This window comes from Bradyrhizobium sp. 137, from assembly GCF_023074095.1.
In the GTDB taxonomy this organism is placed as follows: domain Bacteria; phylum Pseudomonadota; class Alphaproteobacteria; order Rhizobiales; family Xanthobacteraceae; genus Bradyrhizobium.
In genome coordinates this window covers 60,504-85,308 of record NZ_JADPKU010000082.1, presented here as the reverse complement: position 1 = coordinate 85,308, position 24,805 = coordinate 60,504, and the positions used below count along the sequence as shown (strand labels likewise).

At 63.7% G+C, this 24,805-nt stretch carries 19 protein-coding genes and 1 pseudogene; 6 read left to right on the top strand and 14 right to left on the bottom strand.

Annotation, left to right across the window (positions count from 1 at the left end; all coding sequences use genetic code 11):
* The 4 genes from IVA78_RS24110 to IVA78_RS24095 are packed head-to-tail and all read right to left on the bottom strand — an operon-like array spanning window position 1 to window position 5,912.
* Window positions 1-1,317, bottom strand: coding sequence for an MFS transporter (locus tag IVA78_RS24110; RefSeq protein WP_247279269.1), 1,317 nt, complete (start codon window positions 1,315-1,317; stop codon window positions 1-3).
* 23 nt (window positions 1,318-1,340) lie between these two features.
* On the bottom strand, window positions 1,341-1,862 hold the full coding sequence (locus tag IVA78_RS24105; RefSeq protein WP_247279268.1) for a PRC-barrel domain-containing protein: 522 nt from the start codon (window positions 1,860-1,862) through the stop codon (window positions 1,341-1,343).
* A 23-nt stretch (window positions 1,863-1,885) separates the two neighbouring features.
* Window positions 1,886-4,090: an amylo-alpha-1,6-glucosidase gene (locus IVA78_RS24100; protein ID WP_247279267.1), complete on the bottom strand. Its 2,205-nt coding sequence runs from the start codon at window positions 4,088-4,090 to the stop codon at window positions 1,886-1,888.
* Window positions 4,091-4,148: 58 nt separating this feature from the next.
* Window positions 4,149-5,912, bottom strand: a complete 1,764-nt coding sequence (locus IVA78_RS24095) for an ABC transporter ATP-binding protein (RefSeq protein WP_247279266.1) — start codon at window positions 5,910-5,912, stop codon at window positions 4,149-4,151.
* Window positions 5,913-6,187: 275 nt separating this feature from the next.
* On the opposite strand from IVA78_RS24095, the gene IVA78_RS24090 reads away from it, so the two are divergent.
* Entirely contained in the window at window positions 6,188-7,258 is a 1,071-nt protein-coding gene (locus IVA78_RS24090; protein WP_247279265.1) for a glycosyltransferase family 4 protein, read from the top strand.
* Between the two features lie 203 nt (window positions 7,259-7,461).
* Here IVA78_RS24090 and IVA78_RS24085 read toward each other — a convergent pair whose 3' ends face one another.
* The 5 genes and pseudogenes from IVA78_RS24085 to IVA78_RS24065 form a co-directional block, all read right to left on the bottom strand.
* Entirely contained in the window at window positions 7,462-9,390 is a 1,929-nt protein-coding gene (locus IVA78_RS24085; protein WP_247468266.1) for an alkyl sulfatase dimerization domain-containing protein, read from the bottom strand.
* A gap of 186 nt (window positions 9,391-9,576) precedes the next feature.
* Window positions 9,577-10,857 (bottom strand): TRAP transporter large permease subunit, encoded by a 1,281-nt coding sequence (locus IVA78_RS34630; RefSeq protein WP_247279334.1) that lies wholly within the window; start codon window positions 10,855-10,857, stop codon window positions 9,577-9,579.
* 219 nt (window positions 10,858-11,076) lie between these two features.
* Window positions 11,077-11,553 (bottom strand): annotated as a pseudogene (locus tag IVA78_RS34625) (TRAP transporter small permease); the annotation flags it as partial.
* 155 nt (window positions 11,554-11,708) lie between these two features.
* Complete coding sequence (locus tag IVA78_RS24070; protein ID WP_247279263.1) at window positions 11,709-12,710, bottom strand: DctP family TRAP transporter solute-binding subunit; 1,002 nt, start codon at window positions 12,708-12,710, stop codon at window positions 11,709-11,711.
* Window positions 12,711-12,907: 197 nt separating this feature from the next.
* Window positions 12,908-13,678: a methyltransferase domain-containing protein gene (locus IVA78_RS24065; protein ID WP_247279262.1), complete on the bottom strand. Its 771-nt coding sequence runs from the start codon at window positions 13,676-13,678 to the stop codon at window positions 12,908-12,910.
* Window positions 13,679-13,821: 143 nt separating this feature from the next.
* Between IVA78_RS24065 and IVA78_RS24060 the strand changes: the two genes are divergently transcribed.
* Window positions 13,822-14,565, top strand: coding sequence for an SDR family oxidoreductase (locus IVA78_RS24060; protein ID WP_247279333.1), 744 nt, complete (start codon window positions 13,822-13,824; stop codon window positions 14,563-14,565).
* A gap of 287 nt (window positions 14,566-14,852) precedes the next feature.
* Here IVA78_RS24060 and IVA78_RS24055 read toward each other — a convergent pair whose 3' ends face one another.
* From IVA78_RS24055 to IVA78_RS24040, 4 genes are all read right to left on the bottom strand, one after another.
* The gene (locus tag IVA78_RS24055; RefSeq protein WP_247279261.1) at window positions 14,853-15,470 is read right to left on the bottom strand and encodes a hypothetical protein; all 618 of its coding nucleotides are present in this window, start codon (window positions 15,468-15,470) and stop codon (window positions 14,853-14,855) included.
* Window positions 15,471-15,494: 24 nt separating this feature from the next.
* A complete protein-coding gene (locus IVA78_RS24050; protein WP_247279260.1) occupies window positions 15,495-16,124 on the bottom strand; it encodes a hypothetical protein in 630 nt (209 codons plus the stop codon).
* Window positions 16,121-17,164, bottom strand: a complete 1,044-nt coding sequence (locus tag IVA78_RS24045; protein ID WP_247279259.1) for a TAXI family TRAP transporter solute-binding subunit — start codon at window positions 17,162-17,164, stop codon at window positions 16,121-16,123. The genes IVA78_RS24050 and IVA78_RS24045 overlap by 4 nt, the downstream gene beginning before the upstream one ends.
* Before the next feature lie 63 nt (window positions 17,165-17,227).
* Complete coding sequence (locus IVA78_RS24040) at window positions 17,228-18,820, bottom strand: hypothetical protein (RefSeq protein ID WP_247468263.1); 1,593 nt, start codon at window positions 18,818-18,820, stop codon at window positions 17,228-17,230.
* A 190-nt stretch (window positions 18,821-19,010) separates the two neighbouring features.
* On the opposite strand from IVA78_RS24040, the gene IVA78_RS24035 reads away from it, so the two are divergent.
* From IVA78_RS24035 to IVA78_RS24025, 3 genes are all read left to right on the top strand, one after another.
* Window positions 19,011-19,568, top strand: a complete 558-nt coding sequence (locus tag IVA78_RS24035; RefSeq protein ID WP_247279257.1) for an ABC transporter substrate-binding protein — start codon at window positions 19,011-19,013, stop codon at window positions 19,566-19,568.
* A gap of 77 nt (window positions 19,569-19,645) precedes the next feature.
* Complete coding sequence (locus tag IVA78_RS24030; RefSeq protein ID WP_247279256.1) at window positions 19,646-20,623, top strand: NADPH:quinone oxidoreductase family protein; 978 nt, start codon at window positions 19,646-19,648, stop codon at window positions 20,621-20,623.
* 386 nt (window positions 20,624-21,009) lie between these two features.
* Window positions 21,010-22,398, top strand: coding sequence for an MFS transporter (locus IVA78_RS24025; protein WP_247279255.1), 1,389 nt, complete (start codon window positions 21,010-21,012; stop codon window positions 22,396-22,398).
* 17 nt (window positions 22,399-22,415) lie between these two features.
* Here the strand turns inward: IVA78_RS24025 and IVA78_RS24020 are convergent, their stop codons facing one another.
* Window positions 22,416-24,020 carry a radical SAM protein gene (locus IVA78_RS24020; RefSeq protein ID WP_247279254.1) on the bottom strand — a complete coding sequence of 535 codons (1,605 nt, stop codon included), beginning with the start codon at window positions 24,018-24,020 and terminating at the stop codon, window positions 22,416-22,418.
* Between the two features lie 330 nt (window positions 24,021-24,350).
* On the opposite strand from IVA78_RS24020, the gene IVA78_RS24015 reads away from it, so the two are divergent.
* Window positions 24,351-24,800 (top strand): (2Fe-2S)-binding protein, encoded by a 450-nt coding sequence (locus IVA78_RS24015; RefSeq protein WP_247279253.1) that lies wholly within the window; start codon window positions 24,351-24,353, stop codon window positions 24,798-24,800.
* The last annotated feature ends 5 nt before the right edge of the window (window positions 24,801-24,805 follow it).

The window sequence follows — 24,805 nt, the reverse complement described above, 5'->3', positions numbered from 1 at the left end:
TCACCAGGATGGACGATCCGGTGCTGCAGTCATACCCGCGCGCCGCGTCTCCGGCATCACGAACAGAATCAGCAGAAGCCCCGTCGCGGCGACCCCGGATAGTCCGATGAATGCGGTGGCGTTGCCGAACTTGTCGCTGACATAGCCGCCAAGCGCGGTGCTCAAGGACGCACCGATGCCGGTCGCAGTGCCGACGATGCCCTGCGCCAGGTTGAAGTGACCGCTGCCGAAGGCAACGTCGGCGACGATCAGCGGAATCATCACCGCGAACACGGCCGCGGTGAGGCCGTCGAACACCTGCACCAGCACGAGTAGATAGGGATCGCGCACGGTTGCGAACAACAGACCGCGAATCGTCAACGCGCCGAATCCGATCAGAAGCAGCGGCCGCCGGCCCCAGAGTTGTGCCTTGCGCCCGACGGTCGGCGACAGCAGCGCCACGATCGCCTGCGGGACGACGATGCAAAAGGCGACGAGCACCGTCGCCCACTGGCTCGACCGGGCCGTCACCGCGCTCGCCATCAGCGGCATCATCGCCGCGTTCGCGAGCTGCAACAAGAGCACGCTCAGCGCGAACACGATCAGCGGACGCTGCTGAATCAGGTGCCAGACATTGGTGTCGCCGCGATCGGCTGCCTCAGGCGGCATCTCACCGTGACAGCGCGCGATGTCGACCTCGTGCTCGCGGATGCGCGAAAGCGCGATCAGGGTCGGGATCGCGAGCAGGAAGGTGACCAGGAATACCGAGCGGCTCGACAGCAGATAGCCGGCGGTGCCCATTACTGCCGCCGCGACGCCGTTGCCGAGCGAGGCAAAGCGCGCATTGCGGCCAAGACGCTCGCCGATCGCGAGCGGACCGACGAGGCCGAGGCTGATCGCGGCAATCGCCGGCCCCAGCACGCAGCTCGCCATCGCATGCAGGGTGGCGGCGGTCACCACCACTGGGAAGATCGGCATCGCGGCGTAGGCCAGCGCGCAGCAGCCGATGGTGGCAATCGCAAGCGCGGCCACCAGCCGTTCCGATTTCGCCGCATCGATGATTGCCCCGCCCGGCATCTGCCCGATCAGGGCGACGATGCCGCCGATCGACAGCACGAGGCCGATCTCGACCTGGGTCCATTTCTGCGTCGTGAGGTAAACCGCGATGAACGGACCAAATCCGGTCTGCACATCGGCGAGGAAGAAGATGAACCAGTCGAGCCCGCGCAGGCTCTGGCGCGACGGTGCCGGAAGGCCTACAGCCGGTAGCGCGGCGACGTGGTCCTGCTCAACGGGGCCGTCGCGATCTGCATGTTTCGGCTTGCTCGACAACAGCACAGGCGGTCAGCCCTCCGGGCACCTCACTGAATCGCTTGCAGCGGTTGAAGGCTGCCGGACGCGCCGAGCACCACGATCGGCGTGTCTTCCTTGTATTCCGGCGCGGCCGCGACCTGCGCTTTGGTCAATTCCAGCGTGATGCTGTCCTTCTTGTTGGCGATCTTGCCGAAGCGCAGCGCGTTCCAGTCCACCACGATCTTACGGCTGCCGACGCCGAGAAAGCCGCCGAAATCGATCGCCGCCGCGCGCACATGGCCGGTGCGATCGACGATGACGTCGACGATACGGCCCATGTCTTCGCCGGCGGCGCTGCGCACGTCGCGGCCGAGGACGCCATGCGCCTCGCTCGCGCCGATGATGGTTACCGAGGGCGGCGGGGCGGCATCCTTCGGAGTGACCGGAACGGTCGAGGCCGGCGGCTGTGCCGGCGGCGGCGCATTCGCTTCGCTCTGGCTCGCGGGCTGATCCTCCGCGGCGTGCGAGGGCGCAGCCGCCAGGCCCGCGACGATGGCTACGCCCATGATCAGCGCTCCGATGGCACGCATCACACCCTCCTCACGGCACGCCGCTAGCGCGCCAGCACGATCGAGACCTGGATCTGGCCGCGCGTGCGCAACACTTCCAGCGCCACGTCATCGGCGTGGCGGCTGACGCGCAGATCCACGCTGGACTCGCCCAGCCGCACATCGCGCAGGATCACCTCGTTCAGGAACGCCGGCAGATGCGGATTGCGCAGGCGAATCTCCCCGCGCGCCACGTCGAACTCGATGCCGAGCGCCGCCTCCAGCAACGTGAACGGCGTCGCGCTGGCCCAGGCCTGCGGCGCGCAGGCGACCGGATACAGCGTCGGACCGCGCCGCTTCTCACGCCGGAAGCCACAGAACAATTCGGGCAGCCGACGCAAATCCATATAGGTCGCCGCGTCGAACAGCCCCTTGAAGACATGCGCCACCGAATGCTTGAGGCCGTAGCGCGCGAGCCCGAGCGCGATCAGCGCGTTGTCGTGCGGCCAAATCGACCCGTCATGATAGGACATCGGGTTGTAGCGCACCTCGCCTTGCGCGACGGTGCGGATGCCCCAGCCCGAGTAGAAATGCGGCCGCATCAGATCGGCGGCGACCAGACGGGCGCGGTCCTCGCGGATCATGCCGCTGAACAACACCTGCCCGGCATTCGAGGTCCGCACCTTGCAGGGGCGCTTCTTGCCGTCGAGGGCGAGCGCATAGGTGCCGAGCTCCTCGCACCAGAACGCCTTCTCGAAGTGCTCGGCCAGCGCCTTGGCTTCGGCCTCGAGCTGGCGCGCGCGGTCCGGCTTGCCGAGCCGCAGAGCACAGCGCGCCGCCGACTGCTTGGCCGCGTAGACGTAGCCCTGGACTTCGGCGAGCGCGATGTTGCCTTCCGCGAGCTGGCCGTCAGCATGGAAGATCGCGTCGTAGGAATCCTTCCAGCCCTGGTTGGCGAGTCCTTTCTCCGTCGCGCGCTGGTATTCGACGAAACCGTCCTGATCGGGATCGCCGGGGCCGTCGATCCAGGCGAGCCCGGCCTCGATCGCCGGCCACAGCTCGATCAACGTGGCCTCGTCGCCGGTACGTTCGAAATAGCTTCCCGCGAGCAGGACGAATAGCGCGGTCGAATCGACGCTGCCGTAATATTGGGAGAACGGCACCTCGCCCAACGCTGCCATCTCGCCGCCGCGCATCTCGTGCAGGATCTTTCCGGGCGCGGCGTCGGCGAGCGGATCGACCGCCTTCGCCTGGAAGTGCGCAAGGCGCCGCAATACGCCCTTGGCGACGCGCGGATCGACCCAGAGCATCTGGAGCGCGGTGATCAGGCCGTCGCGGCCGAACGTCGTCGAGTACCAGGGAATGCCGGCATAGGGATAACGCCCTTGCGGCGTCTCCGTCATCAGCATGTTGAGGTCGGCCATGGCCTGGCACAGCACCTCGTTGAAGATGTTGTTGGAGGTCTCGATGCTAGCGGCGCCCATGGTCGACTGCCGCATCTCGCGGCGGTGCGCCAAGAGGCCGGGGAAGAATCGCGCCGGCTTTTCGGTCACGGGCCGGTTGCAGGAGACGGCAACGAACAGCGATCTGGCCTCGTGCGGGTCGAGCTCGAGCTGCCAAGTCGCAGCATTGACCGACAGCCGCGTCGGACGCGGATCGAAATGCAGGCCAGTGATGCGCTCGGCCTCGTCGAGGCCGCGATACTCGAACAACACGTCGGTCGGACCTAACAAGCGGCTCGTACCGGTGCCACGGCGCGGGCGCCGCTCGCCGCGGACCTCGAACAGGTCGGCAAAGTCGTTGTCGAACAGCAGCGTCAGCTCGAAGCTGGCGCGTGCGTCGCCGTGGTTCTGCACGCCGATGCGCTGATAAGCGCTACCGCGCCACAGGAAGATCGTGCGCACGATGTGCAGCAGATCCTTTTGGAACACGAGGCGGCCCTGACGGTAGATGTCGGGATTGGTGAGATCGACCGTCAACGCCGAATTGTCGTCGCGGAGGTTCGAGCCGAGCAGCAGCGGCTGAAGATCGTCGAGCACGAGCTCCAGCCGCGCCAGGTAGCGCGTGTCGTAGTGAAACAGCCCGTCCGGCCCGCCCGCCGAAGCGCCGATGTCGCCGTGGCTGTCGAGCACGACGAAGGTATCGTCGTGCTTGAGGGACCGCCGCGGCCGGGCGGCGGGTCCCGTCATCGGAATGTAGAACGTCTGCTCCGCGACGGCCTCCACCGTCTGGGACACGGAAATGATCTGGGTTACGGTTTCGGCTGCCATGAGCTGCTCCCCTGCGCCTTGATTCGAAACGCAACCAACGCGAACGCGACTGCTCGATCTACGCGGCGACCTTCGCGAGCCGGCTCATCTCCTGCGTCACCAGCTCACGGTAGGGGCCGTGACCCTGCATCAGCCGGTCGGGCGCGCCATCCTCGATGATCTTGCCGGCCTTGAGCACGACCACGCGATCGAAATTGCGCAGCGTCGCCAGGCGATGCGCGATCGCAACCACGGTGCGGCCGCGCATCAGCCGCGACAGTGCCTCGCGGATAGCCTCCTCCGACTCGCTGTCGAGCGCTGCGGTCGCCTCGTCGAGCAGCAGGATCGGCGCGTCCTTGAGGAAAGCGCGCGCGATCGCGATGCGCTGGCGCTGGCCGCCCGACATCTTCACACCGCGGTCGCCGACCATGGTATCGAGACCTTCCGGCAAGCTCTCGACGAAATCGCAGCGCGCCGCGATCGCCGCGCGCAGCACCTCGTCGTCAGTGGCGTTCGGCCGGCCATAACGGATGTTCTCGCGGATGGAGCGGTGGAACAGGGAGATGTCCTGCGGCACGACTGAGATCGCCTCGCGCAGGCTCAGCTGCGTCACCTTGGAAATGTCCTGGCCATCGATGGTGATGTTACCCTCATCGACGTCGTAGAAGCGCTGCAGCAGCGTGAACAGGGTCGATTTGCCGCCGCCGGACTGACCGACCAGGCCGACGCGCTGGCCGGGTTGCAAGCGTAGACTGAACCGCTCGAAAATCTTCTCGCCGCCGGGATAGCCGAAGGTGACGTTATTGAACGCGATCGCGGCGCCGCTCTTGACCAGAGGCTCGGCCTCGGGGTGATCGCGCAGCTCGTGCGGCACCAGCAGGGTGGCGATCGCCTCGGTCAGCCGCGCGACGTGCTGGGTGACGTCGACCAACGCCACCGCGAGATCGCGCGTCGCATTGAGAATGGACAGGCCGAGGGTGCAGACCAGCACGACGTCGCCGGTGGTCGCCTCGCCCTTCTGCCACAGCGTGATCGCCCAGGCCATCAGCGCCACGGTCAGCACGACGGTTACGCCGGCATGTGTGATCCGCAGCTTCTCCAGGTACCGCAGGCTGCGGCCCCGCGCGGTGAGCTCCCGGTTCACCGTCGCATCGAACCGCTCATGCTCGTGGCTGATGCCACAGAAGGCGCGCACCAGCGGCATGTTGCTGATCACGTCGATCATCTCGCCGTCGACCACCGCGGCTTTGTCGGCGAAATCATCATGCAGCGGCTTGCCGGCGGCGGCCAAGTGGAACATCGCGACCACCATGCCGCCGGCGATCACGATCAGGCCCAGCGCCATATACGGACTCACGGTTCCGATCAGGGTGATTGCCGCAATTGTGGCGATGCAGGGCGGCAGCACGTTCCAGACGAACATGTTCTCGACCGTGAACACCGCGTTGGAAGTCGCCGTGATGCGGCTCGTCAGCATGCCCGGCATGCGATCGGAGAAATAGCTCGGCGCGTGGCCGGTCAGATGACGAAATATGTCGCGGCGTAAATCACCGGTGACCCGGACGAAGGTGAAGCTCGCCGTCCAGCTCGCGATCCGCCACAGAAAGTTGTCGGCGGCGATCAGTGACATGAGCAGAATGAATGCCAGCCATACGCTCCCGCCATGAGATGGTCCGGCGGACAGGCTGTCGACCAGGGATTTGACGCCGTACTGGGTGCCCACGGAGCAGGCAACCGCTGCCACGACAGCGGTCAGAATCACCAGGTGTGACGCGAGACGACGCCGGAGATAGCGCAAGACAAAGGCAAATGGCCTGCGCGCGTATCCAGAAAGCTGATCCATATGGCTATCGCCCCGTTATGCTGATTTTCAATTCGTTACTGGTCGAGTGAACAGCGACCACTTCGCCTCGGTTCCCGGGCCCGGCGATCACGACATGCGGATGCGGACGATCTGAGAAGATGTAGTGGCAGCATCGAGACGTCCCCCTGACGTGTCGAATATGTAACGTTCGGAGGGAGGAACTTCGCAGGTGCGGGAACGTTCCTTTGTCTGGCATTGCCGGTGCCGTACAGGCGGGGGGTTTCAATACATGATCGCACAGAGGAGATGGTGAGATGCGCATCGCGCAGGTTGCTCCGTTGACGGAGGCTGTTCCACCCAAACTGTATGGCGGCACCGAGCGGGTGGTGCATTGGTTGACGGAAGAGCTGGTGGCCCTTGGACACGATGTGACGCTGTTCGCCAGCGGCGACTCGCAAACCTCGGCAAAGCTGGATGCATTATGGCCGCGGGCGCTCCGCCTGGATGGTTCCGTGCGTGATCCCAATGCGCTGCACATGGTGTTGCTGGAGCGCGTGCGGCAGAAATGTGACGACGAGGAGTTCGACTTCCTCCACTTCCACCTCGACTACTATCCTTGGTCGCTGTTCTACCGGCAGCCAACGCCGTTCGTGACCACGCTGCACGGCCGTCTCGACCTGCCGGAGCACCAGCCGGTCTTCAACACTTTCTCGAAAATGCCGGTTATTTCGATCTCCAATGCGCAGCGGCGGCCCGTGCCGCAGGCGAACTGGGTCACCACCATTCATCACGGCCTGCCAGAGAATCTGCTGACGCCGAAACCCGTCAAGCAGGAATATCTCGCCGTGCTCGGCCGCATCGCGCCCGAGAAGGGCGTCGACCGCGCCATCAAGATCGCGACGCATTGCGGCATCCCGCTGAAGATCGCCGCCAAGGTCGATCGCGCCGACCAGGATTATTATGACGAACTGATCCGGCCGATGATCGAGAACAATCCGCTGGTCGAGTTCATCGGCGAGATCAGCGATCACGAGAAATCGGACTTTTTGAGCGGCGCGCTCGGTCTCTTGCTGCCAATCGACTGGCCGGAGCCGTTCGGTCTGGTGATGATCGAAGCCATGGCGTGCGGAACGCCGGTGGTCGCCTTCAACCGCGGCTCGGTGCCGGAGATCATCGACGAGGGCCTCACCGGCTTCATCGTCGAGGACGTCATCAGCGCAGCGGGAGTGGTCAAACGCCTCGCGCAACTGGACCGCACTGCAATCCGCAAGCAGTTCGAGACCCGCTTCACGGCGCGGCGCATGGCACTGGACTATCTCGCGGCGTATCGCAGCCTGACCGAGGCACAGGCGCCGCGAATCAAGCTGGTGAGCAGCGCGGAGTAGCGCCTCAAGCAACGCTGCTGGTCGAAGTGCCCTCTCCCCTTGTGGGAGAGGGCTCAAGACCCACGCGGCACACTCGCTTGGGTGAGGGGTTGGCCTCGCCAAGGAAAAATCTCTCCGCGGAAACGGACCCCTCATCCGGCGCTTCGCGCCACCTTCTCCCACAAGGGGAGAAGGAAAGAGGTCAGAGCCAACAGACCGCGCGCCTAGCTCACCAACGCCCGCTTCGGCTCGACGATCTCGAACATGCGCGGGAATTCATCCATCAGGCCCATCAGCTCGGCGAGCCGCATCGGATTGCCTGATAGCTTGATCTTGCCGGCGGCGACCGCCTCCGGAAAGCTCGTCTGTTTTGCAATGACTTCGTCGAGCGTCGCGCGTGCCAGCGTGAAGCTGGCATCCGCGCGCTCCGCCTGCACGCCCTCGGCATAGGTCAACGCAGAGTTCTCCAGATTGAGCACGAAGGTCTCGCCGGTGTCGGAAACACTCCAGTTCAGCACGATGTGCTTGCCTTCCGCTTTCGGGCCGTTGAGGCGGATGCCGAGCAGGTCCCAGAGCTGCGAGGTGCGCAATGCGGCCAGCGTTTCGCGCGGCATTGGCGGGCGCTGGGGCGCCTTCGGCATGCCGTTTCGCAGCTCCTGCGCGCCGAACAGATAGGCGTTGCGCCAGGTCGCGCTTTCGGCGGCATAGCCGAGCTGCTCGAGCGTATCCGCCAGCAACGCGCGCGCCGGCTGATTGTCCGGCTCGGCGAAGACGAGATGGCCGAGCGCTTGCGCGATGAAACGAAACTCGCCCTTGTCGAAATACGTCCGTGCCCGCGCCAGGATGGCATCCGCGCCACCCATGTATTCGACATACTTCTTGCCTGATTCTACCGGAGGCAGCGGATCGAGATTGACCGGATTGGCGTCGTACCAGCCGAGATATTTCTGGTAGATCGCCTTCACGTTGTGCCGGATGTGGCCGTAATAGCCGCGGCCGTGCCAGGCGGACTCAAGGCTCTTCGGCAGCTGGATGGTCTCGGCGATCTCGGCGGCGGTGAGGCCGTGGTTCATCAGGCGGATGGTCTGGTCGTGCGCGAATTTGTAGAGATCGCGCTGCTGCCGGATCATGGTGCCGATGCGCTCCCGCCCCCACACCGGCCAGTGATGCTGGCCGCACATCGCCTCCGCCTTGTCATCCCAAAGCAGCAGGGCCTCGCCCAGATATTTCGACCAGGCCAGCGCATCGCGCACGTCGGCGCCACGGAACGGCAGCAGATTGTGGAAATTGTGGGTGCAGTTCTCGGCAAGGTTCAGCAGCTTGTAGCGCGGGACGAAGAAATGCATCTCCGCCGGCGCTTCGCTGTTCGGCGCCATCTGGAATTCGAACTCGAGGCCGTCGATGACACGCGTCTCGCCGGTCGCCATGATCAAATCGGTCGGGCGCAGCAGTGCGACCGATCCCGCCGCCATCGACTTGCCGAGCCCGCAATCCACCTGCCCGCGCACGCCCTTCGCGAGAAAGGGACCGAACTGGTACTGCGCCCGGCGCAGCATCGCCGGTCCGGCGATGATGTTCTCGGAGACGGCGTGCTCCATGAACAGGTTCGGCGCGATGATCGGCACGCGGCTAGTCGCCAGCGCCTCCTCCTCCAGCACGCCGCGCGCGCCGCCCCAATGATCGGTGTGGGTGTGCGTGAAGATGACGGCCGCGACCGGGCGCTTGCCACGATGGCTGAAGTAGAGATCGAGCGCGGCGCGCGCGCCCTCGATCGAGGTCAGGGTATCCACGACGATGACGCCGCTGTCGCCCTCGATCAGCGTCATGTTGGCGATGTCGAGCCCGCGCACCTGATACACGCCGGGCACGACCTCGAACAGGCCGTGATGCATGTTGAGCCGCGACTGCCGCCACAGGCTCGGATTGACGGTGGGCGGCGCCCGTTCAGCAGAGAGAAAGCCGTAAGGCTCCAGGCTCCAGACCGTCCGCCCTTGCGGATTTGTGATTGTCGCGTTCTCGATCGTGCCGAGAAAGCCGCGCGCGGCATCGTCGAAATCGCGCGTGTCTGAAAACGGCAGCGCGTTCAGCATGGCGTCATGCTGCGCGATGACAGAGGGAGAAGCGTGTTTCGACTCGTTGTTGGCTTCAGCCATGTTGCTCTCCTCCCGGACGGTGCCTCATTCCCTTCGTCCCTTGTGTGAAAGACCGCGGCGCGAAGCGCCGGATGAGGGGTCTCTCTCCGCGAACTCGATTGCGCGAGCCTCACGCGCAGAGAGACCCCTCACCCGTCTCGCCGCTGCGCGGCGAGCCACCCTCTCCCGCAAGGAGAGGGCTATCAGCTACATCCCCAGCAGCCTTGGCAGCCACAACGACAGACCTGGCCAATACGTCACCACCACGAGGAATCCCAACATGGTCAGGAGCCAGGGCCACACCGCGACGGTGAGCTCGGTGATGCCCATCTTGGCGATACCTGATGCGACGTAGAGATTGAGGCCGACGGGCGGATGGCACAGCCCGACCTCCATATTGACCGTCATCAGGATGCCGAAATGGATCGGATCGATGCCGAGCTTGACCGCGACCGGAAACAGGATCGGCGCCATGATTAGGATGATCGAGGACGGCTCCATCACGTTGCCCGCCAGCAGCAGCAGGAGGTTGACGAGCAGCAGGAAGCCGATCCAGCCCAAGCCCTGGTCGATCATCCATTGTGCCAGCGCCTGCGGCACGTTCTCGTAGGTCATCAGGAACGAGAACAGCACCGCGTTGGTGATGATATAGAGCAGCATCGCCGATAGGTTCGCCGACGACAGCAGCACCCGCGGCACATCGCGCAGCTTCAGATCCTTGTAGATGAACACTGCGACGATGAAGGCGTAGACCGCGCTGACGGCGGCAGCTTCCGTCGGCGTGAACAGGCCGCTATAGATGCCGCCGATCACGATGACGATCAGCAAAATGCCCCAGATCGATTTGCGAAATGCGTCGAGACGCTGAAGGAACGTAGCCTTCGGCATCCGCGGATAGTCGTTGCGCCAGGCCCGATAGAATGTCGTCGCCCCAAGCAGCGAGGCCAGCACCAACCCCGGCACGATGCCGGCGATGAACAGCTTGCCCACCGAGCTGTTGGTGGAGACGGCGTAGAGAACCATCGGGATCGACGGCGGAATGAGAATGCCGAGCGAGCCGGAGGTCGTGATCACCCCCGCCCCGAACCGCTTGGGAAATCCTTGCGCGACCATCGCAGGCAGGATCACCGAGCCGATCGCCACCACGGTCGCCGGCGAGGAGCCGGAAATCGCCGCGAACAGCGCGCAGGCGACCACGCCGGAGAGTGCGAGGCCGCCGTACCAATGGCCGACCAGCGCGGTCGCGAACGTGATCATCCGGCGTGCCACGCCGCCATGGGTCAGGAAGTTGCCGGCGAGAATGAAGAACGGGATCGCCATGATCTCGAAATTCTCGATGCCGGTGAACAGCTTCAGCGCCACCGATTCCGTGCGCACGTCGGTCAGCGTGAACATGAAGCTGAGCACGGTCAGACCAAGCGCGATCGAGATCGGCATGCCCGTCAGCATCAATGACAGCAGCAGCGCGAACACGATGGCGACGCGCAGGCCTTGCGGCAGCGTGATGATGTGGCCGGCATGCGCAAAGCACAGGGCGACGATCAGAATCGGCAGCAGCATCAGGATCCAGCCGAGCGGGCTGCGCTCGTCCCGGGCGACCTGGCTGGGGGTGACCGGGGCCGGATGCACCGGATCCGCTTCGACGCCCTCGACGCCCGCCATGTCGTGATGCGGCAGCTCGCCGGTGCGGTAGAACGACCACGCCACTTGCAGGAAGCGGAAGCACATCAGGCCGGAGCCGAGCGGAATGGTGAGATAGACCATCCACATCGGCGCTTCGAGATCGTTGGACTGCTGGCCCGTCTGCCACATCTGGCCGACGAACGCGGCCCCGAAATAGCCCACGATGGCGGTGAAGAGCGCGCCGCACAACAGACCGAAGGTGATAACGCGACGGCGCGATCCGCCCGGAAGGATGTTGACGAGCACGTCGACGCCGACATGGATGCCGGTGCGCACGCCGTAGGCCGCGCCGAACTTCGCCATCCAGATGAACATGTAGATGCAGAGCTCTTGCGCCCAGGACAGGTCGAGCGAGGCAAGCCACACGAACGCAGCGCGCGCGGGTACGGCGAGGAAAGCCAGGTTGCGGGCTTCGGCCCATTTGGCGATATCGATCGACAGCCCTGCCCCGTAGCGGTGCAGCACGGCGACGAAGATCAGCGACGTCGCAGCCGCGATCATCGTCGCGATCAGCCATTCCTCGAGATGGTTGAGAAAACGATTCAGCACCCGCAGCAACTTGGTCCCCCCAGCATTGGCTCGTCCATTCAAGAGCGAAACGGCCGGGAGTGCGATCACCCCCGACCGTTGTTATTGTCCTTATTAGGCCGCGGCCGTCAGTTCATCTTGACGTCGAGTTCCTTGGCGAGGAGATCGAGCACCTCCTGCCCGACCCGGCCCTTCGCCCATTTGTAGGTCGGCTGCATCGCCTCCTGCCACGCCTTGCGATCGGCGTCACTGAGGTAATGCAGCGTCGTCTTGCCCGTCTTCTTGATCTCGGCCAGCGCGTCCTCGTTCTCCTGGCGCGCGATCGAGTTGGTGTAATCGGTCGCCTCCGCCATCGCCTTGTCGAGCTGGGTGCGGATGTCGGGCGGCAAGCCCGACCAGAATTTCGAGTTGACGATGACGGCATATTGCAGATGCGCGTGATAAGACACGGTGATGTCCTTCTGCACCTCGTAAAACTTTTGCGTCAGATAGTTGGACGCCGTGTTCTCGCAGCCGTCGACCACGCCGGTCTGGAGCGCCTGGTAGACTTCGGAGAACGCCATGATCTGCGGGATCGAGCCGACCAGGCGGAAATACTGGTCGGCAATCTTCGATCCCGAGATGCGGAACTTGAGGCCCTGGAAATCGGTCGGCTTCATCAGGGGCCGGTTGGCGGAGACCATGTGGAAGCCGTTGTCCCAATAAGCGAGCCCGGTGATGCCCTTGGCCTCGAGCTTCTGGAACAGCCACTTGCCGACCGTACCCTTCATCGCGTTGGCATAGGTCTGGTCGTCCTTGAACAGCCACGGCAAGTCGAGCGCCTCGAACTCCTTGATGCCGAGCGGCGCGAATTTCGCGGTCGACGGCGCGAGCATCTGCACCGAGCCGAGCTGGAGCGCCTCGATCTCTTCCTTGTCCTTGTATAGCGTGGAGTTCGGATAGACTTCGACCTTGACCTTGCCGTTGGTGTACTTCTCGGCGAGCTCCTTGAATTTCAGCGCGCCCTTGCCCTTCGGAGTATCGTTGGCAACGACGTGGCTGAACTTGATGACGACGGGGTTCTGGGCCTGGGCAGCGGCGGAGGCCACGAGAATGGCCGTGGCGGCGACCGCAAGAAGCAGCTTGCGCATGAAGTAACCTCCCAACAACCTCGAAAGCCGGGTTCTTTTTGTTTTTCAGGTCAGTAGTGGCAGCAATCTGCCACCCGAACAACTAGACCTAAGCCCAATTTGCCGCAGCCAAGCTAACTTGACGGCAGCCGGGTGCGCAACCCGGAGCCGCTACAGTGCAAGGAAACGAGCGCTTATGCCGCATTGCGGCAGCGCCATCAGCTTTTGCGCTGGGCGACCATGAAGAGACGCCGGAACGGGAACAGCGTCTGCCCCGCCGCATTCTTCGGATAGGCCTTGGCAACGCGCATCCCATAGGCCGCTTCGAACGCGGCCTTCTCATCGCCCTGCAACACATCGAGATAGCGCGTCAGCCAGGTCCCCTTGGTCCATTCCTTCACGGGGTTCTCGCCTTCGAGCACCTGCAGATATTCCGTCTCCCAGATGTCGATATAGGCCGACATCGGTGCAAGCAGATCATGATAGAAGGCCGGCGCTTCGACCGGCGGTGGCGTAACGAGATGCGCGACCTTGGACCGCCAGGGACCATTCAGCGCGGTCTCGCCGATCAGCACGTGCGACGGTGCGGTGAAGTTGCGCGGCATCTGCACCGCGAGCATGCCGCCGGGGGTCACCTTCTCCATCACCGACGGAAACAGCGCCGCGTGATTGGGCAGCCAGTGCAGTGCGGCATTGGAATAGATCAAGTCGTATTGTTGGGCAGGGCGCCAATGGCCGAGATCCTCATGCGACCATTCCACCTCGGGCGCGGTCTTGCGGCCGGCCGCGACCATCTCGGCCGAGCCCTCGACTCCCGTCACGGTGGCCTCAGGCCAACGCTCCCTAATCAGTTTGGTCACGTTGCCGGCGCCGGCGCCGAGATCGGCGATCGCGCGCGGAGCGAAATCCGGAATCCGCATCAACAGGTCTAGGGCGGGCCGGAGCCGGTGGCCGGAGAACTTCAGATATTGCTGCGGGTCCCAAACCATCGCTCGCGCCTTTTCTTTTTCGTATTTCCTTCGCCGAAGCTTCTGGTTACCACTGCTCGTCCCGGTCGGGCAATTCGCAAAGCCCGCAGGACCGGGCAGGAAACGAAAGCAACAGCCAGAAGCAATTAAGAAAGCGTGTGACCATGGACCTCGGGCTCAAATCGAAAACCGCTGTCGTCACGGGCGCGAGCATCGGCATCGGCCGCGCCATCGCCAAGGGCCTTGCTGCCGAAGGCGTGCGCGTCGTGGGCGTGGCGCGGCGGAACGACCTTCTCGCCGAACTGGTGAAAGAAGTCGGCGGCGGGTTGATTGCTCCGTTCGAGCAGGACGTGATGGCGAAGGACGCCGCCGAGAACATCGCGGCCTTCGCCGTGAGCGAGCTCGGCCATGTCGACATCCTCGTCAACAATGCCGGTGGCAGCCGTCCGCTGCCCGTTGATGCGCCCGACAGCAAATGGGACGAGGCGATCGCGCTGAATTTCACCAGCTACCGCCGCATCGCGCACGCGCTGCTGCCGCAGATGATCGAACGCAAATGGGGCCGCATCGTCAATATCACCGGCAAGTCCGAGCCGGAGGGCCTGAACGCCGCCTTCGCCGCCAAGGCCGCCGTGCATGCCTGGGCCAAGGGCCTGTCACGCGAGATCGGCGCGCACGGCATCACCATCAACTGCATCCCGCCCGGCCGCATCATGAGCGAGCAGATCCGCCGCAACTACCCGCCGGACTATCGCGAGCGCTTTGCCGAGGAAGAGATCCCGGTCGGCTATTGGGGCGAGCCGGAAGATCTCGCTGCGCTCGCGGTGTTCCTGGCATCACCGGTGGCGCGCTACATCACGGGCACGGTGATCCCGGTGGACGGGGGCTTGCGGAGATATCAGTTTTAAGGGCGGGCTGCTGAATCCGCTCGGCCCGCGAATGCATGCGGGGTCCGGTTTGCTGGCAGGGCTGTCGCATATGATCTCTTGGAGCGGCTTGAGCAAGCGCCTCGTCGTTCGAGACGACCGCTTCCAGCGGTCTCCTCAGGATGAGGCTAATTGGCATCGGGCCCGTTGAAACTGCTGCCGCACACTCCGCCTCATCCTGAGGAGCCCGCCAAAGCGGGGGGTCTCGAAGGAAGGGCCGCAAAGAATGCTGCTTGCCATATGGGATTGCCCTGGGTTGCGGGCGGACCTCACGGTTTGACGTAGCTCCAGCCCTGTTCCTGCAGCTCCATGACGCGGACGACACCGGATTTGACAAGCGTGGCCTGTGGAATCAGGCTTATGTCCTTGTTCTCCGCCTTACGCATGTTTTCCTGCGTGTTGCCGCAAGCCTTGAAGGCGATTTCGGGATTGCTCATCGCTAGCACCTCGATCCGAGGCTTCACCGGCGAGGTGTCGTCACGCAGCATGTGAAGACCTGGACCAAAGGTGACAACCTCGATCGATACTGGTTCACCGCGATCGCGGTAGTATTGCGCGACGTTGGTCGCATTGTTGAGTGTGAGGTTCATCATCGCAGGTTCGTTGGAATTGACCTGCAGGATCAGCCGGTGCGGCTTGCTGGCGCTCTCGGTTTTTGTTGCCTGCGTCATCATCGTGTTGTTCGCAGCGGCCTGCTTGCTTGTGTGGTTATGCTCCGGCTTTCTCGCCGGCTTCTGTCGAGCCGGATGCTTCGGGTAGCTCGCGTGACTGTTCGCACTCGCCTGCGGGAGCCACTGGTTGTCCTGCTGCGCCTGCGCGCTTGGTCCGATCAGAAGCAGCATCGCCAGGCCGCTGATGACTGCCATCGTCAACTTTGGATTAATCATCTCGTGTCTCCCGTTCCCTGACCATCACCTTCCTGGTCTGGCGACGGCATGTGGCCATTTGCATGCAGCCCCCATTTTTTTGCGCACATTCTTGAATCCGCTGAGCAGGAAGTGTCCCTCTTGCACCGCGCCAGTACGGGTGGAAAGACGCACATCGATGTAACCGTCATCGGGTAGCGACCTCAGCAACTGCACGACGTCGCCGCCGAAAGCAACGCCAGAGCCGAATGACGGCGAGGCTGCCGTGAGTTGCATTGGCGGCTCCGCATTGAGCTGAAAGGAGACGACGTATTCGTTTGCATTGCGCGACACCGTCGGTCCTGCGACCATGACTTCCGTCCGGCCTTTGCGGCAGTGGATTGCGAGTTGCATCGCCGCGCCATCCGAGCCGCCAATGGAAGAGGTGGTGGCGGTGACGATCGGTGAATAGTCGACCGGCGAAGTGGTCTCGCTGACCAGCCAGCTATCGTCCGACGCCCGCCGGCCGGGCGGCGGAATCTTGCGGGACAGATCTTGTAGACATTCCAGCCGGGCTGCCCCCTCCATCGCCGAACAAGCCCGAAGTGTTTCCATGGGATCGCTCGTGTTTTGCGCGTAAGCGATTCCACAGGCGACGTTCAGGGCGAGGGCAATCGGAGGAGCGGCAGTCTTCATGGCCTCGCCTGTACGCTGCGAGCCTTGCGATCCAGCCATACCTGCGCAGCTTGGAATCGGGTGAGCCCTGGAACCTCTGCCGCGAGATTGATCGACTGCCATTTCGGATCGAAGCCTGGAGCCTGCAGGCGGTCGATTCGCGAGAACAGGTACTCGACAAGGCGCGCCACGCGTTGGTAGCGATTCGAACGTTGCGGCCAGTTGAAGGCAACGAGCGCTGTTGGCACCGCGATGGTCGAGACCCGCTCGCCTTGCCTGATCAGATTGGGATACTCATTGGCGTCAAGGCTCGCGGGCAGATAATAGTCCTCGAACTTGCTGTCGTAAGGGACCGGGAGGAACTTGAATCCAGCCTCCCAGCGGCCCTTTACGAAGGCGTCGACCGGTTTCGATGTGATGAACACGACGGCCGACATCTCGCCCTTGCGCATCTGTTCCAAGGCAACCTGATGCGGAATGAATGTCTTGTCGACATCGATGCCGAGGCGGCTGAAGATCAGTGGTCCTGAATAGGCGGCTGCGGTGCCCAGAGTGTTGAAGTTCACTTTCTTGCCGGCAAGATCCTGCAGACTCGCGATTTCCGGTCGCACGAAAATGTGCAGCTCGGATGGGAAGAGATTGAGCAGATACGTGATGCGGCTTCGGATCTGCGGTGCCTGAACCTTGTACTCTTCGAGTGCGTCGGAATTGATGATGGCGGTATCCACGCCACGCAAATAGAGCAGCGCATTCAGATTGTCGGTGGCGCCCCGGGTGACGATCGGCAGGAGATGCAGGTCTGCTCCGTCATCGACGACGCGAGCCATTTCTGCGGCGAGGCGGATCGGCGCGCCCTCGAGCAGGCCGCTGGCGAGCCCGACCGTCCAGGCGTTCATCCGGTCTTTTTCGTTCTCTAGCGGGAGCGGCCGTCGGACCATTTGTGCCTCGGCCCTGGCGCTTTTTCCGGTTTGCGCTTCCAGGCGAGCCGGCTGAAGCATCGAGGCGAATGTCGTCAGCGCGGCGAGCAGAAGCAACGAGGTTGAATTTGGCACCCTGTTCATGTCGTTCCCTTCTGGATCATCTGTCGCAACCTTTTGTCCCGCCGAAATGCAACGGGCCGATTCTCAGCGCCGCAGCGCATCCAGCCGTTCCTTCGCTTCGCGAATACCGCCCCGGTGTGCCTTCGCGTAGAGTTCTCGAGCCTTGGCCGCTTCGCCGCGCGTTCCATAAGTCCCCCAGGCGGTTAAGACCGCCGGATCATATGTCTCCGCGAGCATGAAGCTTGCCTGCGCAATGTCCTTCTCAGCCGCGAGCTCGAGGACAATCCGCGCTGCACCGATATTTCCCTGGTCGAGCAATGCCCTGGCGCGCGGGATCAATCGGGCCTCCGCCTCGTTTTGATTTGCGGCTGTCGGCGGCTCCGGTACGGTCACTTCCACGTTCTGCCTCGCCGGCAAGATGACGCCTTCATTCGTTTGCTCCACCGGAAGGCGCACATCGGTCAGGCCCCTTGCCGATGCGCCGGCTCTTTCCCGAGCTTCGACCGCGCTCCGCTCCTGTTGCAGCGACTGCCGCAACTCGGCAATCTCGCGCGTCGCTGCCTGTCTCTGCTGCGAGGCCGCATCGGCCGCCTCGCGCAATTGCACGTTCCGCGTTTCGATCTCACGGCGCGTTTCCGCAAGTTCTCTCGCGAGCGCGCTTGCATGCGCCTGGGCCTCTTCGAGAGCGCGCCGTTGTTGTTCGGCATTGGCCGTCATCGCTTGCGCTGCTTTGGTCCCGGCGACGAGGTCGGCGTTCTTCTGCCGCTCGTCTTGCAAAGACTGCCGCAGCTCCGCAATCTCCCGCTCCGCCGCCTCGCTTTGCTCCGCTGCCGCAGCTTCCGCCATGAGCGATCCGCGAGGTATTCCGGCGAGTTCGCTCGCGAGTGCGGCGGCGCGTGCCTGCGCCTCGTGGCGTTGTTGCTCAGCGCTCGCCGCCGCTGCCTGCGCGGTGTTCGCCTGCTTCACGAGCAGGCCGCTTCTTTGCCGCTCCTGCTGAAGGGACTGCTGCAGTTCTGCGATCTCGCCCGCCGCCGCCTCTCTCTGCTGCGCGGCCACTTCGTCCGCCTTTCGGGATTGTGCCTTACCAGCATCGATCTCGCGGCGCGCTTCGGCAAGTTCGTTCACGAGCGCGGCGCTGTGGGCTTGCTCCTGTTGAAGTGATTTCTGCAGCTCCTCCGCGGCGATTTCCGCCGCCTGCGTGCGCTGGACTGTCTCGTCGAGCTCTCGGTGCGCCTCGGCCAGCTGATTGGCGAGTGCTTCAACGCGCGGAGCGTTTTCGTCCAGCCGCTGCTGAGCTCGAACCACGCTTGCCGGCTCCGCGTGCATCAGGGCTCCGGCCGTTTCGTTCTGAAGGGGAGCTAGCGATCCGGTCGTGATTTCCGGCCGCTGATCGAGGCTGAGGGCGCTCTCACTGCCGATGCGCGTCATGTCCGGAAACGTTTGCGCATTGAAGGGCTCGAACACACCGAGCAGGGAAGCGCCAACGAGGATGATAGGAACAAAAATTGCCACCGCCACCAGCCAACTGCCCGATCGTTCCTCCTCTGGATCGGCTTCCTCGATCGCCGGACACCAATGGGTCGGCGCAGGATTGATGGGAGAGCCGTCCTGCCAGACCCATTTGCCCGCCTCCGATGACCAATGGCCGACCTCAACAGCCCCGGTCGCATCTTCCACCCAGATGCCTTCTCCGTTCCTCGGTGCAGTATCAATTGGTCGGCGCATGGATCAGGCCTCGTTCGACAGCGAGTCCGTTGCGGCGAATACTTCGGCCTGTTCGCATGGTTTCAGTCCTCGCCCAAAACACGCTTAGATCGAAATAACCGCTTATAATTATTAAATATTTAAATGTATTAACCATATAATTTTGACGCTATACAAAAGTCAAATTAAATCATGCATGCGGGCACGGATCGCATCAGCGCATTGCCGCAAGTCTGGTCCGTCTCGGCGGATGCGCCCAGATCATCAGGGGATTTACGAACTGGGCTGGAAGCCGGCGACCTTCGTCGCTCAGACGGCGAGCAGTGTCGCGGGAGTCCTGGCGCCGGCGGGTTACGAAGCCGCCCAAGGCATCGTGAGTTCGGCATATCTCAAGGACGCCAGCGACCCGCAATGGGCCCACGATCAGGAGATGAAGGACTGGCGGGCTTGGATGTCGAAGTACCATCCGCAGGGCGACGTCAACGATTACCTCAACGTCTGCGCCTACGCTCAGGCCTGGTGCCTGGTGAAGATCCTCGAACAGGCAGGCCCGCACCTTACGCGCAAGAACATCATGGCGAGAGCGACGAGCGTCGATTTTCGCGTTCCCGTGCTCCTTCCCGGAATCGCTCTCGAAAACAGCAAGACTGATTATCGCCTGATCAAGAAGGTCCGTTTGATGAAGTTCGAAGGCAAGCGATGGGCGCTATTGCCGGAATAGGAAGCGAACAATACCATTTGCTTTTCGAGCGGCAGCGGAGCTTCGTCCTCGCCCGACGCCAGGTTTGGGAATGAGTCATGAGAGCAGTTGTCGTCGAAAACTACGATCGCATTGAAAACATCGCCATCAAGGAGGTCGCGAGGCCGGAGCTGTCGCCAGGGCACGTCAGGGTTCGGGTCCAGGCGGCCGCGGTCGGGTTCGTGGACGGCTTGAAGGTGCAGGGCCTCTACCAGACCAAGGACCCTCTGCCCTTTACGCCCGGCTCGGAATTTGCGGGCGTCGTCGATGAGGCGGCTTCCGATGTGGTGGGCTTTGCACGAGGGACGCCGGTCATCGGGATGGTCCGAAACGGCGGCCTTGCAGACTATATTTGCGTTCGGGCCGCAGACCTCTTCGTGACGCCGAATGGCATCGATCCAGAAACGGGAGCCGCCTTCTTTGCCAACTATCTCACGGCGCTCTATGCGCTCAGTGCGCGGGCCAAGCTGGTCAGGGGCGAGACACTTCTGGTTCTAGGTGCTGCGGGCGGCGTCGGCATAGCCGCCGTTCAGGTCGGAAAGTTGCTGGGCGCGCGGGTGATCGCGGCGGCATCGACCGATCACAAGCGAAGGTTTGCGATCAGGTTCGGCGCGGATGCCGCCCTGGACTACACGGGTGAGAGGTGGCGCGACGAGCTCAGCGAGCTGACAGGCGGTCACGGCGCCGATGTCATCTATGATCCGGTCGGCGGCGACCTGAGCCTTCAGGCGTTTCGGTCGATCGCGTGGAACGGCCGGCACCTCGTGATCGGCTTTGCCTCAGGGACCATTCCGGCGCTGCGGTTCAATCTGCCCCTCCTGAAAGGGGGTGCGCTGCTGGGCGTGGACCTGGCCCAGATCGGCCGTCGAGAGCCGGAGGTACGAGACCGTTCGGTTGCCCAATTGTTCGACTGGCTCAGCAACAAGACGCTTATTCCGGTTGTCGGAAAGGTTTTCCCTTTCGAGGAATTCCGGGATGCCTTCGCGGCGATGACGACGCGCTCCGCCCTCGGGAAGATGGTTGTTCGGATCAGCTGACGACAGCGACCATCCGATCAGTCGGGCGCATGGCGACGAGATGATCGGATATGCTGCTCGCGAAGCGGACCGCGCATTCCAGCGAACCAATGCGCGCCTGTGCCCATCGATGGCAGGATAGCATCCTGCCGGTGTTTTGCCCGACGTGTCAACGTCGCTGCGACGGCAGATGTCGTCCCGGTGCAGTTGGAAAACCCCTTGTCGATCAAACCCATCCCTACTGTGCATGGGGTTGTTTTCGCACTTTTTGTCTGAGCGCCCAGCTGCGGGCGTGCGCATACACAGCATGCGTGCTTGTCTCTGTGGCAGGCGGCCCGGCCGTAGTACATGCCGAAAGCCCATCAACACGCCGCCGGTGCAATGCGCAAGGCAATGACAATAACGCAATGACAATCACGTTACCTGCCGCAGCGCGCAAGCCCGATCACACCATTTCCGATGGCCTGCCGGCCGCGCAGCGGCGCTGGGCCATCGCCGCGATCTTCACCGCGCTGGCGATGGCCTCGCTCGACACCGCGATCGCCAACATCGCCCTGCCCGCCATTGCCGCCGACCTGCATGTCACGCCGGAGCAATCGGTCTGGGTCGTCAACGTCTATCAGATCGCGCTGGTGGCGACGCTGCTGCCGCTCGGGGCGCTCGGCGAGATCGTCGGGCACCAGCGCATCTATCTCGGCGGCCTGATCCTGTTCACCATCGCCTCGCTGTTCTGCGCGGTGGCCTGGTCGCTGGACAGCCTGCTCGTCGCGCGCACGCTGCAAGGCCTAGGGGCCAGCGGCATCATGAGCGTCAACACTGCCTTGGTCCGCTTCGTCTATCCCGGCCGGATGCAGGGCCGCGGCTTCGGCCACAACGCGCTGGTGGTTGCGACCGCCTTCACCTTCGGGCCGTCCATTGCGTCGGCGATCCTCGCGCTCGGCCCGTGGCCATGGCTGTTCGCCGTCAATATCCCGTTCGGCCTGGTCGCGATCGGCATCGGCTTTGCAATGCTGCCGAAGACTCCGCGCGCCGACCACGGTTTTGACTTTCTCGGCGCGATGCTGGCGTCCGCCTGTCTCGGCCTGTTCATCACCGGGATCGGCAGCGCCGCGCATAATTTGTCGCCGGTGGTCGTCGGCATCGAGTTGGTCTCGGCGCTCGCGCTCGGAATCATCCTGACGCGCCGCCATGCCGGCCATCCCGCGCCGATGCTGCCGATCGACCTGTTCAGCCGGCCGATGTTCGCGCTGTCGGCGGCAACCGCGGTGTGCTCATTCGCCGTGCAGGGCCTCGCCTTCGTCTCGCTGCCGTTCTACTTCGAGGACGTGCTCGGGCGCTCGCAGGTCGAGACCGGATTCTTCATGACGCCATGGCCGCTGGTGGTCGGCATCATGGCGCCGATCGCCGGGCGCCTGTCCGACCGCCACGCGGTCGGGCTGCTCGGCGGCATCGGCCTCGTGCTGCTCGGCCTCGGCATGGCGCTGCTGGCGATGCTGCCGGCCAATCCCGCCATTGCCGACATCATCTGGCGGATGGTGATCTGCGGCATGGGATTCGGCTTCTTCCAGGCGCCGAACATGAAGGCGGTCATGTCGAGCGCGCCGCCGCATCGCAGCGGTAGCGCCTCCGGCATCGTCGCCACCGCGCGCCTGACCGGGCAGACCACGGGCGCGGCGCTCGCCGCGGCCTGCTTCGCGCTCGCGGGCCACGACGGCGCGACATTGGCGCTGGCGCTCGGCGCAGGCTTTGCCGCGCTCGGCAGCGTGATGAGCTTCCTGCGTCTGGCGGTGAAGTAAGCTCCCGAGCCCAGGGGTCAAGCCGCCGTCACGTCGGCAGTCGCCGGAGTGACGGTTTCGTTGTCCAGCGCCGCCAGGCGCTCATCGATGGCAGCGATGACCTTGCGCGAGAACGGTCCGAGATGGGCGTAGGCGGCGATCATCTGCACGGCGATGCGCGCCGATGAGGTATCGCGCTTGGCGCAGTTCATGAAGGTCTGCCACAGCGGCCCGCGCGCCTCGGGAAGGGCGGTGACCACACGGTGCACCGTTTCCATCGCGCCGAGCTTGGCGCGCTTGTCGCCTTCCGCGAGCTCGTGGCGCTGCCGCGAACGGTCAAGCAGCGTCATCAGGCGGTCGACGCGTCCTGCATAGGCCGAAGGGCTGTAGATGTGCTCGAGTACCCGCTTGTAATCCGTCAGGATGTCGCGCAGCGGGCGCACCGGATCGAAGTTGATCCCCGCCGTGCACTGATCGGCGCCGATGGTCGGCGCCACATCGTGGCCCGGGTGTAGCCGGCCTTCCCGCTCCAGGCGGCGCGTCAGCTGCGTGTTCGGCAAGGCATAGAGCAGGCCGACCATGCTGACGGGGATCGCTGCCTCTTCGATAAAATCGATCATCGCCTCCGCCATCGAGACCTTCTCGTTGTCGAATCCGACGATGAAGCCCGCGGTGACGAGAATGCCGGCGGCGTAGATCTTGTGGATGCTCTCGGCGATATTGCGCCGCGTGTTCTGCTTCTTCCGCATCGCGACCAGCGTCGCCGGATCAGGGCTCTCAATGCCGACGAAGATGCCAAAGAAATTGGCCGCCCCCATCAGCTCCAGGAGCTCCGGATCGTCGGCGAGGTTGACCGAGGCTTCAGTGGAGAATTCGAACGGATAGCCGTGGGCGCGCTGCCATTCGGCGAGCTGGGGCAGGAACAGCCGCAGCGACTTCTTGTTGCCGATGAAGTTGTCGTCGACGAAGTCGAGATGGCCCCGATAGCCCATCTGGTAGAGCATATCGAGCTCGCGCAGGATCTGCTCGTTGGTCTTGGTCCGCGGCACGCGTCCGTAGAGCTCGATGATGTCGCAGAACTCGCAGGTGAACGGACATCCGCGGGAATACTGCACACCGAGATAGAGGTAGTCCTCGAACTTGAGCAGGTCGAAACGCGGAACCGGCGTCGTGGTGACGTCGGCCTGGAATTTCGGCGCGGTGAAGACGCCGGACCGGGCGCCGTTGTCCCAGGCCGCAATGAATTCGTCGATGACGCTCTCGGCCTCGCCGAGCACCCGGAAGTCGGCCCGCTCATAGATGTGGGGGCTCGAGGTGGGATCGGGACCGCCGACGACCACCGGCTTGCCGGCGGCGCGGCAGAGCTCGATCAGGCGCAGCGTGTCGGCCTGCTGCGGCAGCATTCCGCCGGTGAAGACGACGTCGGCCCAAGCGAGATCGTCGTCGCTGAAAGGCGCCGTGTTGCAATCGATCAGCCGGACCGTCCAGCTCTTGGGGAGCATTGCGGCGACGGTGATCAGGCCCAAAGGGGCGGCAGGTCGCTTGACGCCCAGCACTTTGCAGGATTCGCCAAAGCTCCAGAAGGACTCTGCCGAGAACAGCGGGTAGAGCATCAGTACGTTGCAGGGACTCGGCACGTTCATGGAACTCCTGTTGGCGGCGGCGCAGTGTACCAAAGTGCCTGCGTCTTGCATCCCGCAAAAGGGACAAACTGTCGCCGCTGTGCGGCGGCGGTCCGGCCCGGAACCGGCGTTCACGGCCGGACGTCGCCTTCAGCCGCGGATTGGCGCCCACCGAAGAGGCGTCAACCCGAATCGATCGAGAAGGGATGAGGCAAAACAGCGCTCCGGTCCATCCTCTCGAGCGGCAGCGCAACAGATACCCTCGGACTGTTGATTTGAACAGTTCCAGTTTGCCCGACACATTGCGTCCCTGAGTTCAATCGGTGGATTGGGCCAATCAGGGGACTTGCGATGGCAAATCTAACAATCAACGGAAAAACTTTCACACTCGACGTCGAGCCGGATACGCCGCTGCTCTGGGCGATCCGCGAGAACGCTGGCCTGACCGGCACCAAATACGGTTGCGGCATTGCACAATGCGGCGCCTGCACGGTTCACATCGATGGCGTGGCGATGCGCTCCTGCGGCGTTTCCGTCAGTGAGGCCGAGGGCAAGAAGATCACCACGATCGAAGGGCTCGCCTCCGGAGATTCGCTGCACAAGGTGCAGGAAGCCTGGATCGCCCAGGACGTGCCGCAATGCGGCTATTGCCAGAGCGGCATGATTATGGCGGTGGCCGCGCTCTTGAACGAGAAGCCGAAGCCGACCGACGCCGACATCGACGAGGCCATCACCAACATTTGCCGCTGCGGCACCTTCGCCCAGGTGCGCGAGGCGATTCACACGATCGCAAGCGCGTAAGGAAA

Coding starts and splice junctions, on each gene's coding strand:
- IVA78_RS24055 (WP_247279261.1), bottom strand. CDS start 15,470: ATGATTAATCCAAAGTTGACGATGGCAGTCATCAGCGGCCTGGCGATG.
- IVA78_RS24025 (WP_247279255.1), top strand. CDS start 21,010: ATGACAATCACGTTACCTGCCGCAGCGCGCAAGCCCGATCACACCATT.
- IVA78_RS24070 (WP_247279263.1), bottom strand. CDS start 12,710: ATGCGCAAGCTGCTTCTTGCGGTCGCCGCCACGGCCATTCTCGTGGCC.
- IVA78_RS24030 (WP_247279256.1), top strand. CDS start 19,646: ATGAGAGCAGTTGTCGTCGAAAACTACGATCGCATTGAAAACATCGCC.
- IVA78_RS24105 (WP_247279268.1), bottom strand. CDS start 1,862: ATGCGTGCCATCGGAGCGCTGATCATGGGCGTAGCCATCGTCGCGGGC.
- IVA78_RS24090 (WP_247279265.1), top strand. CDS start 6,188: ATGCGCATCGCGCAGGTTGCTCCGTTGACGGAGGCTGTTCCACCCAAA.
- IVA78_RS24100 (WP_247279267.1), bottom strand. CDS start 4,090: ATGGCAGCCGAAACCGTAACCCAGATCATTTCCGTGTCCCAGACGGTG.
- IVA78_RS24060 (WP_247279333.1), top strand. CDS start 13,822: ATGGACCTCGGGCTCAAATCGAAAACCGCTGTCGTCACGGGCGCGAGC.
- IVA78_RS24045 (WP_247279259.1), bottom strand. CDS start 17,164: ATGAACAGGGTGCCAAATTCAACCTCGTTGCTTCTGCTCGCCGCGCTG.
- IVA78_RS24095 (WP_247279266.1), bottom strand. CDS start 5,912: ATGGATCAGCTTTCTGGATACGCGCGCAGGCCATTTGCCTTTGTCTTG.
- IVA78_RS24085 (WP_247468266.1), bottom strand. CDS start 9,390: ATGGCTGAAGCCAACAACGAGTCGAAACACGCTTCTCCCTCTGTCATC.
- IVA78_RS24065 (WP_247279262.1), bottom strand. CDS start 13,678: ATGGTTTGGGACCCGCAGCAATATCTGAAGTTCTCCGGCCACCGGCTC.
- IVA78_RS24050 (WP_247279260.1), bottom strand. CDS start 16,124: ATGAAGACTGCCGCTCCTCCGATTGCCCTCGCCCTGAACGTCGCCTGT.
- IVA78_RS24015 (WP_247279253.1), top strand. CDS start 24,351: ATGGCAAATCTAACAATCAACGGAAAAACTTTCACACTCGACGTCGAG.
- IVA78_RS24020 (WP_247279254.1), bottom strand. CDS start 24,020: ATGAACGTGCCGAGTCCCTGCAACGTACTGATGCTCTACCCGCTGTTC.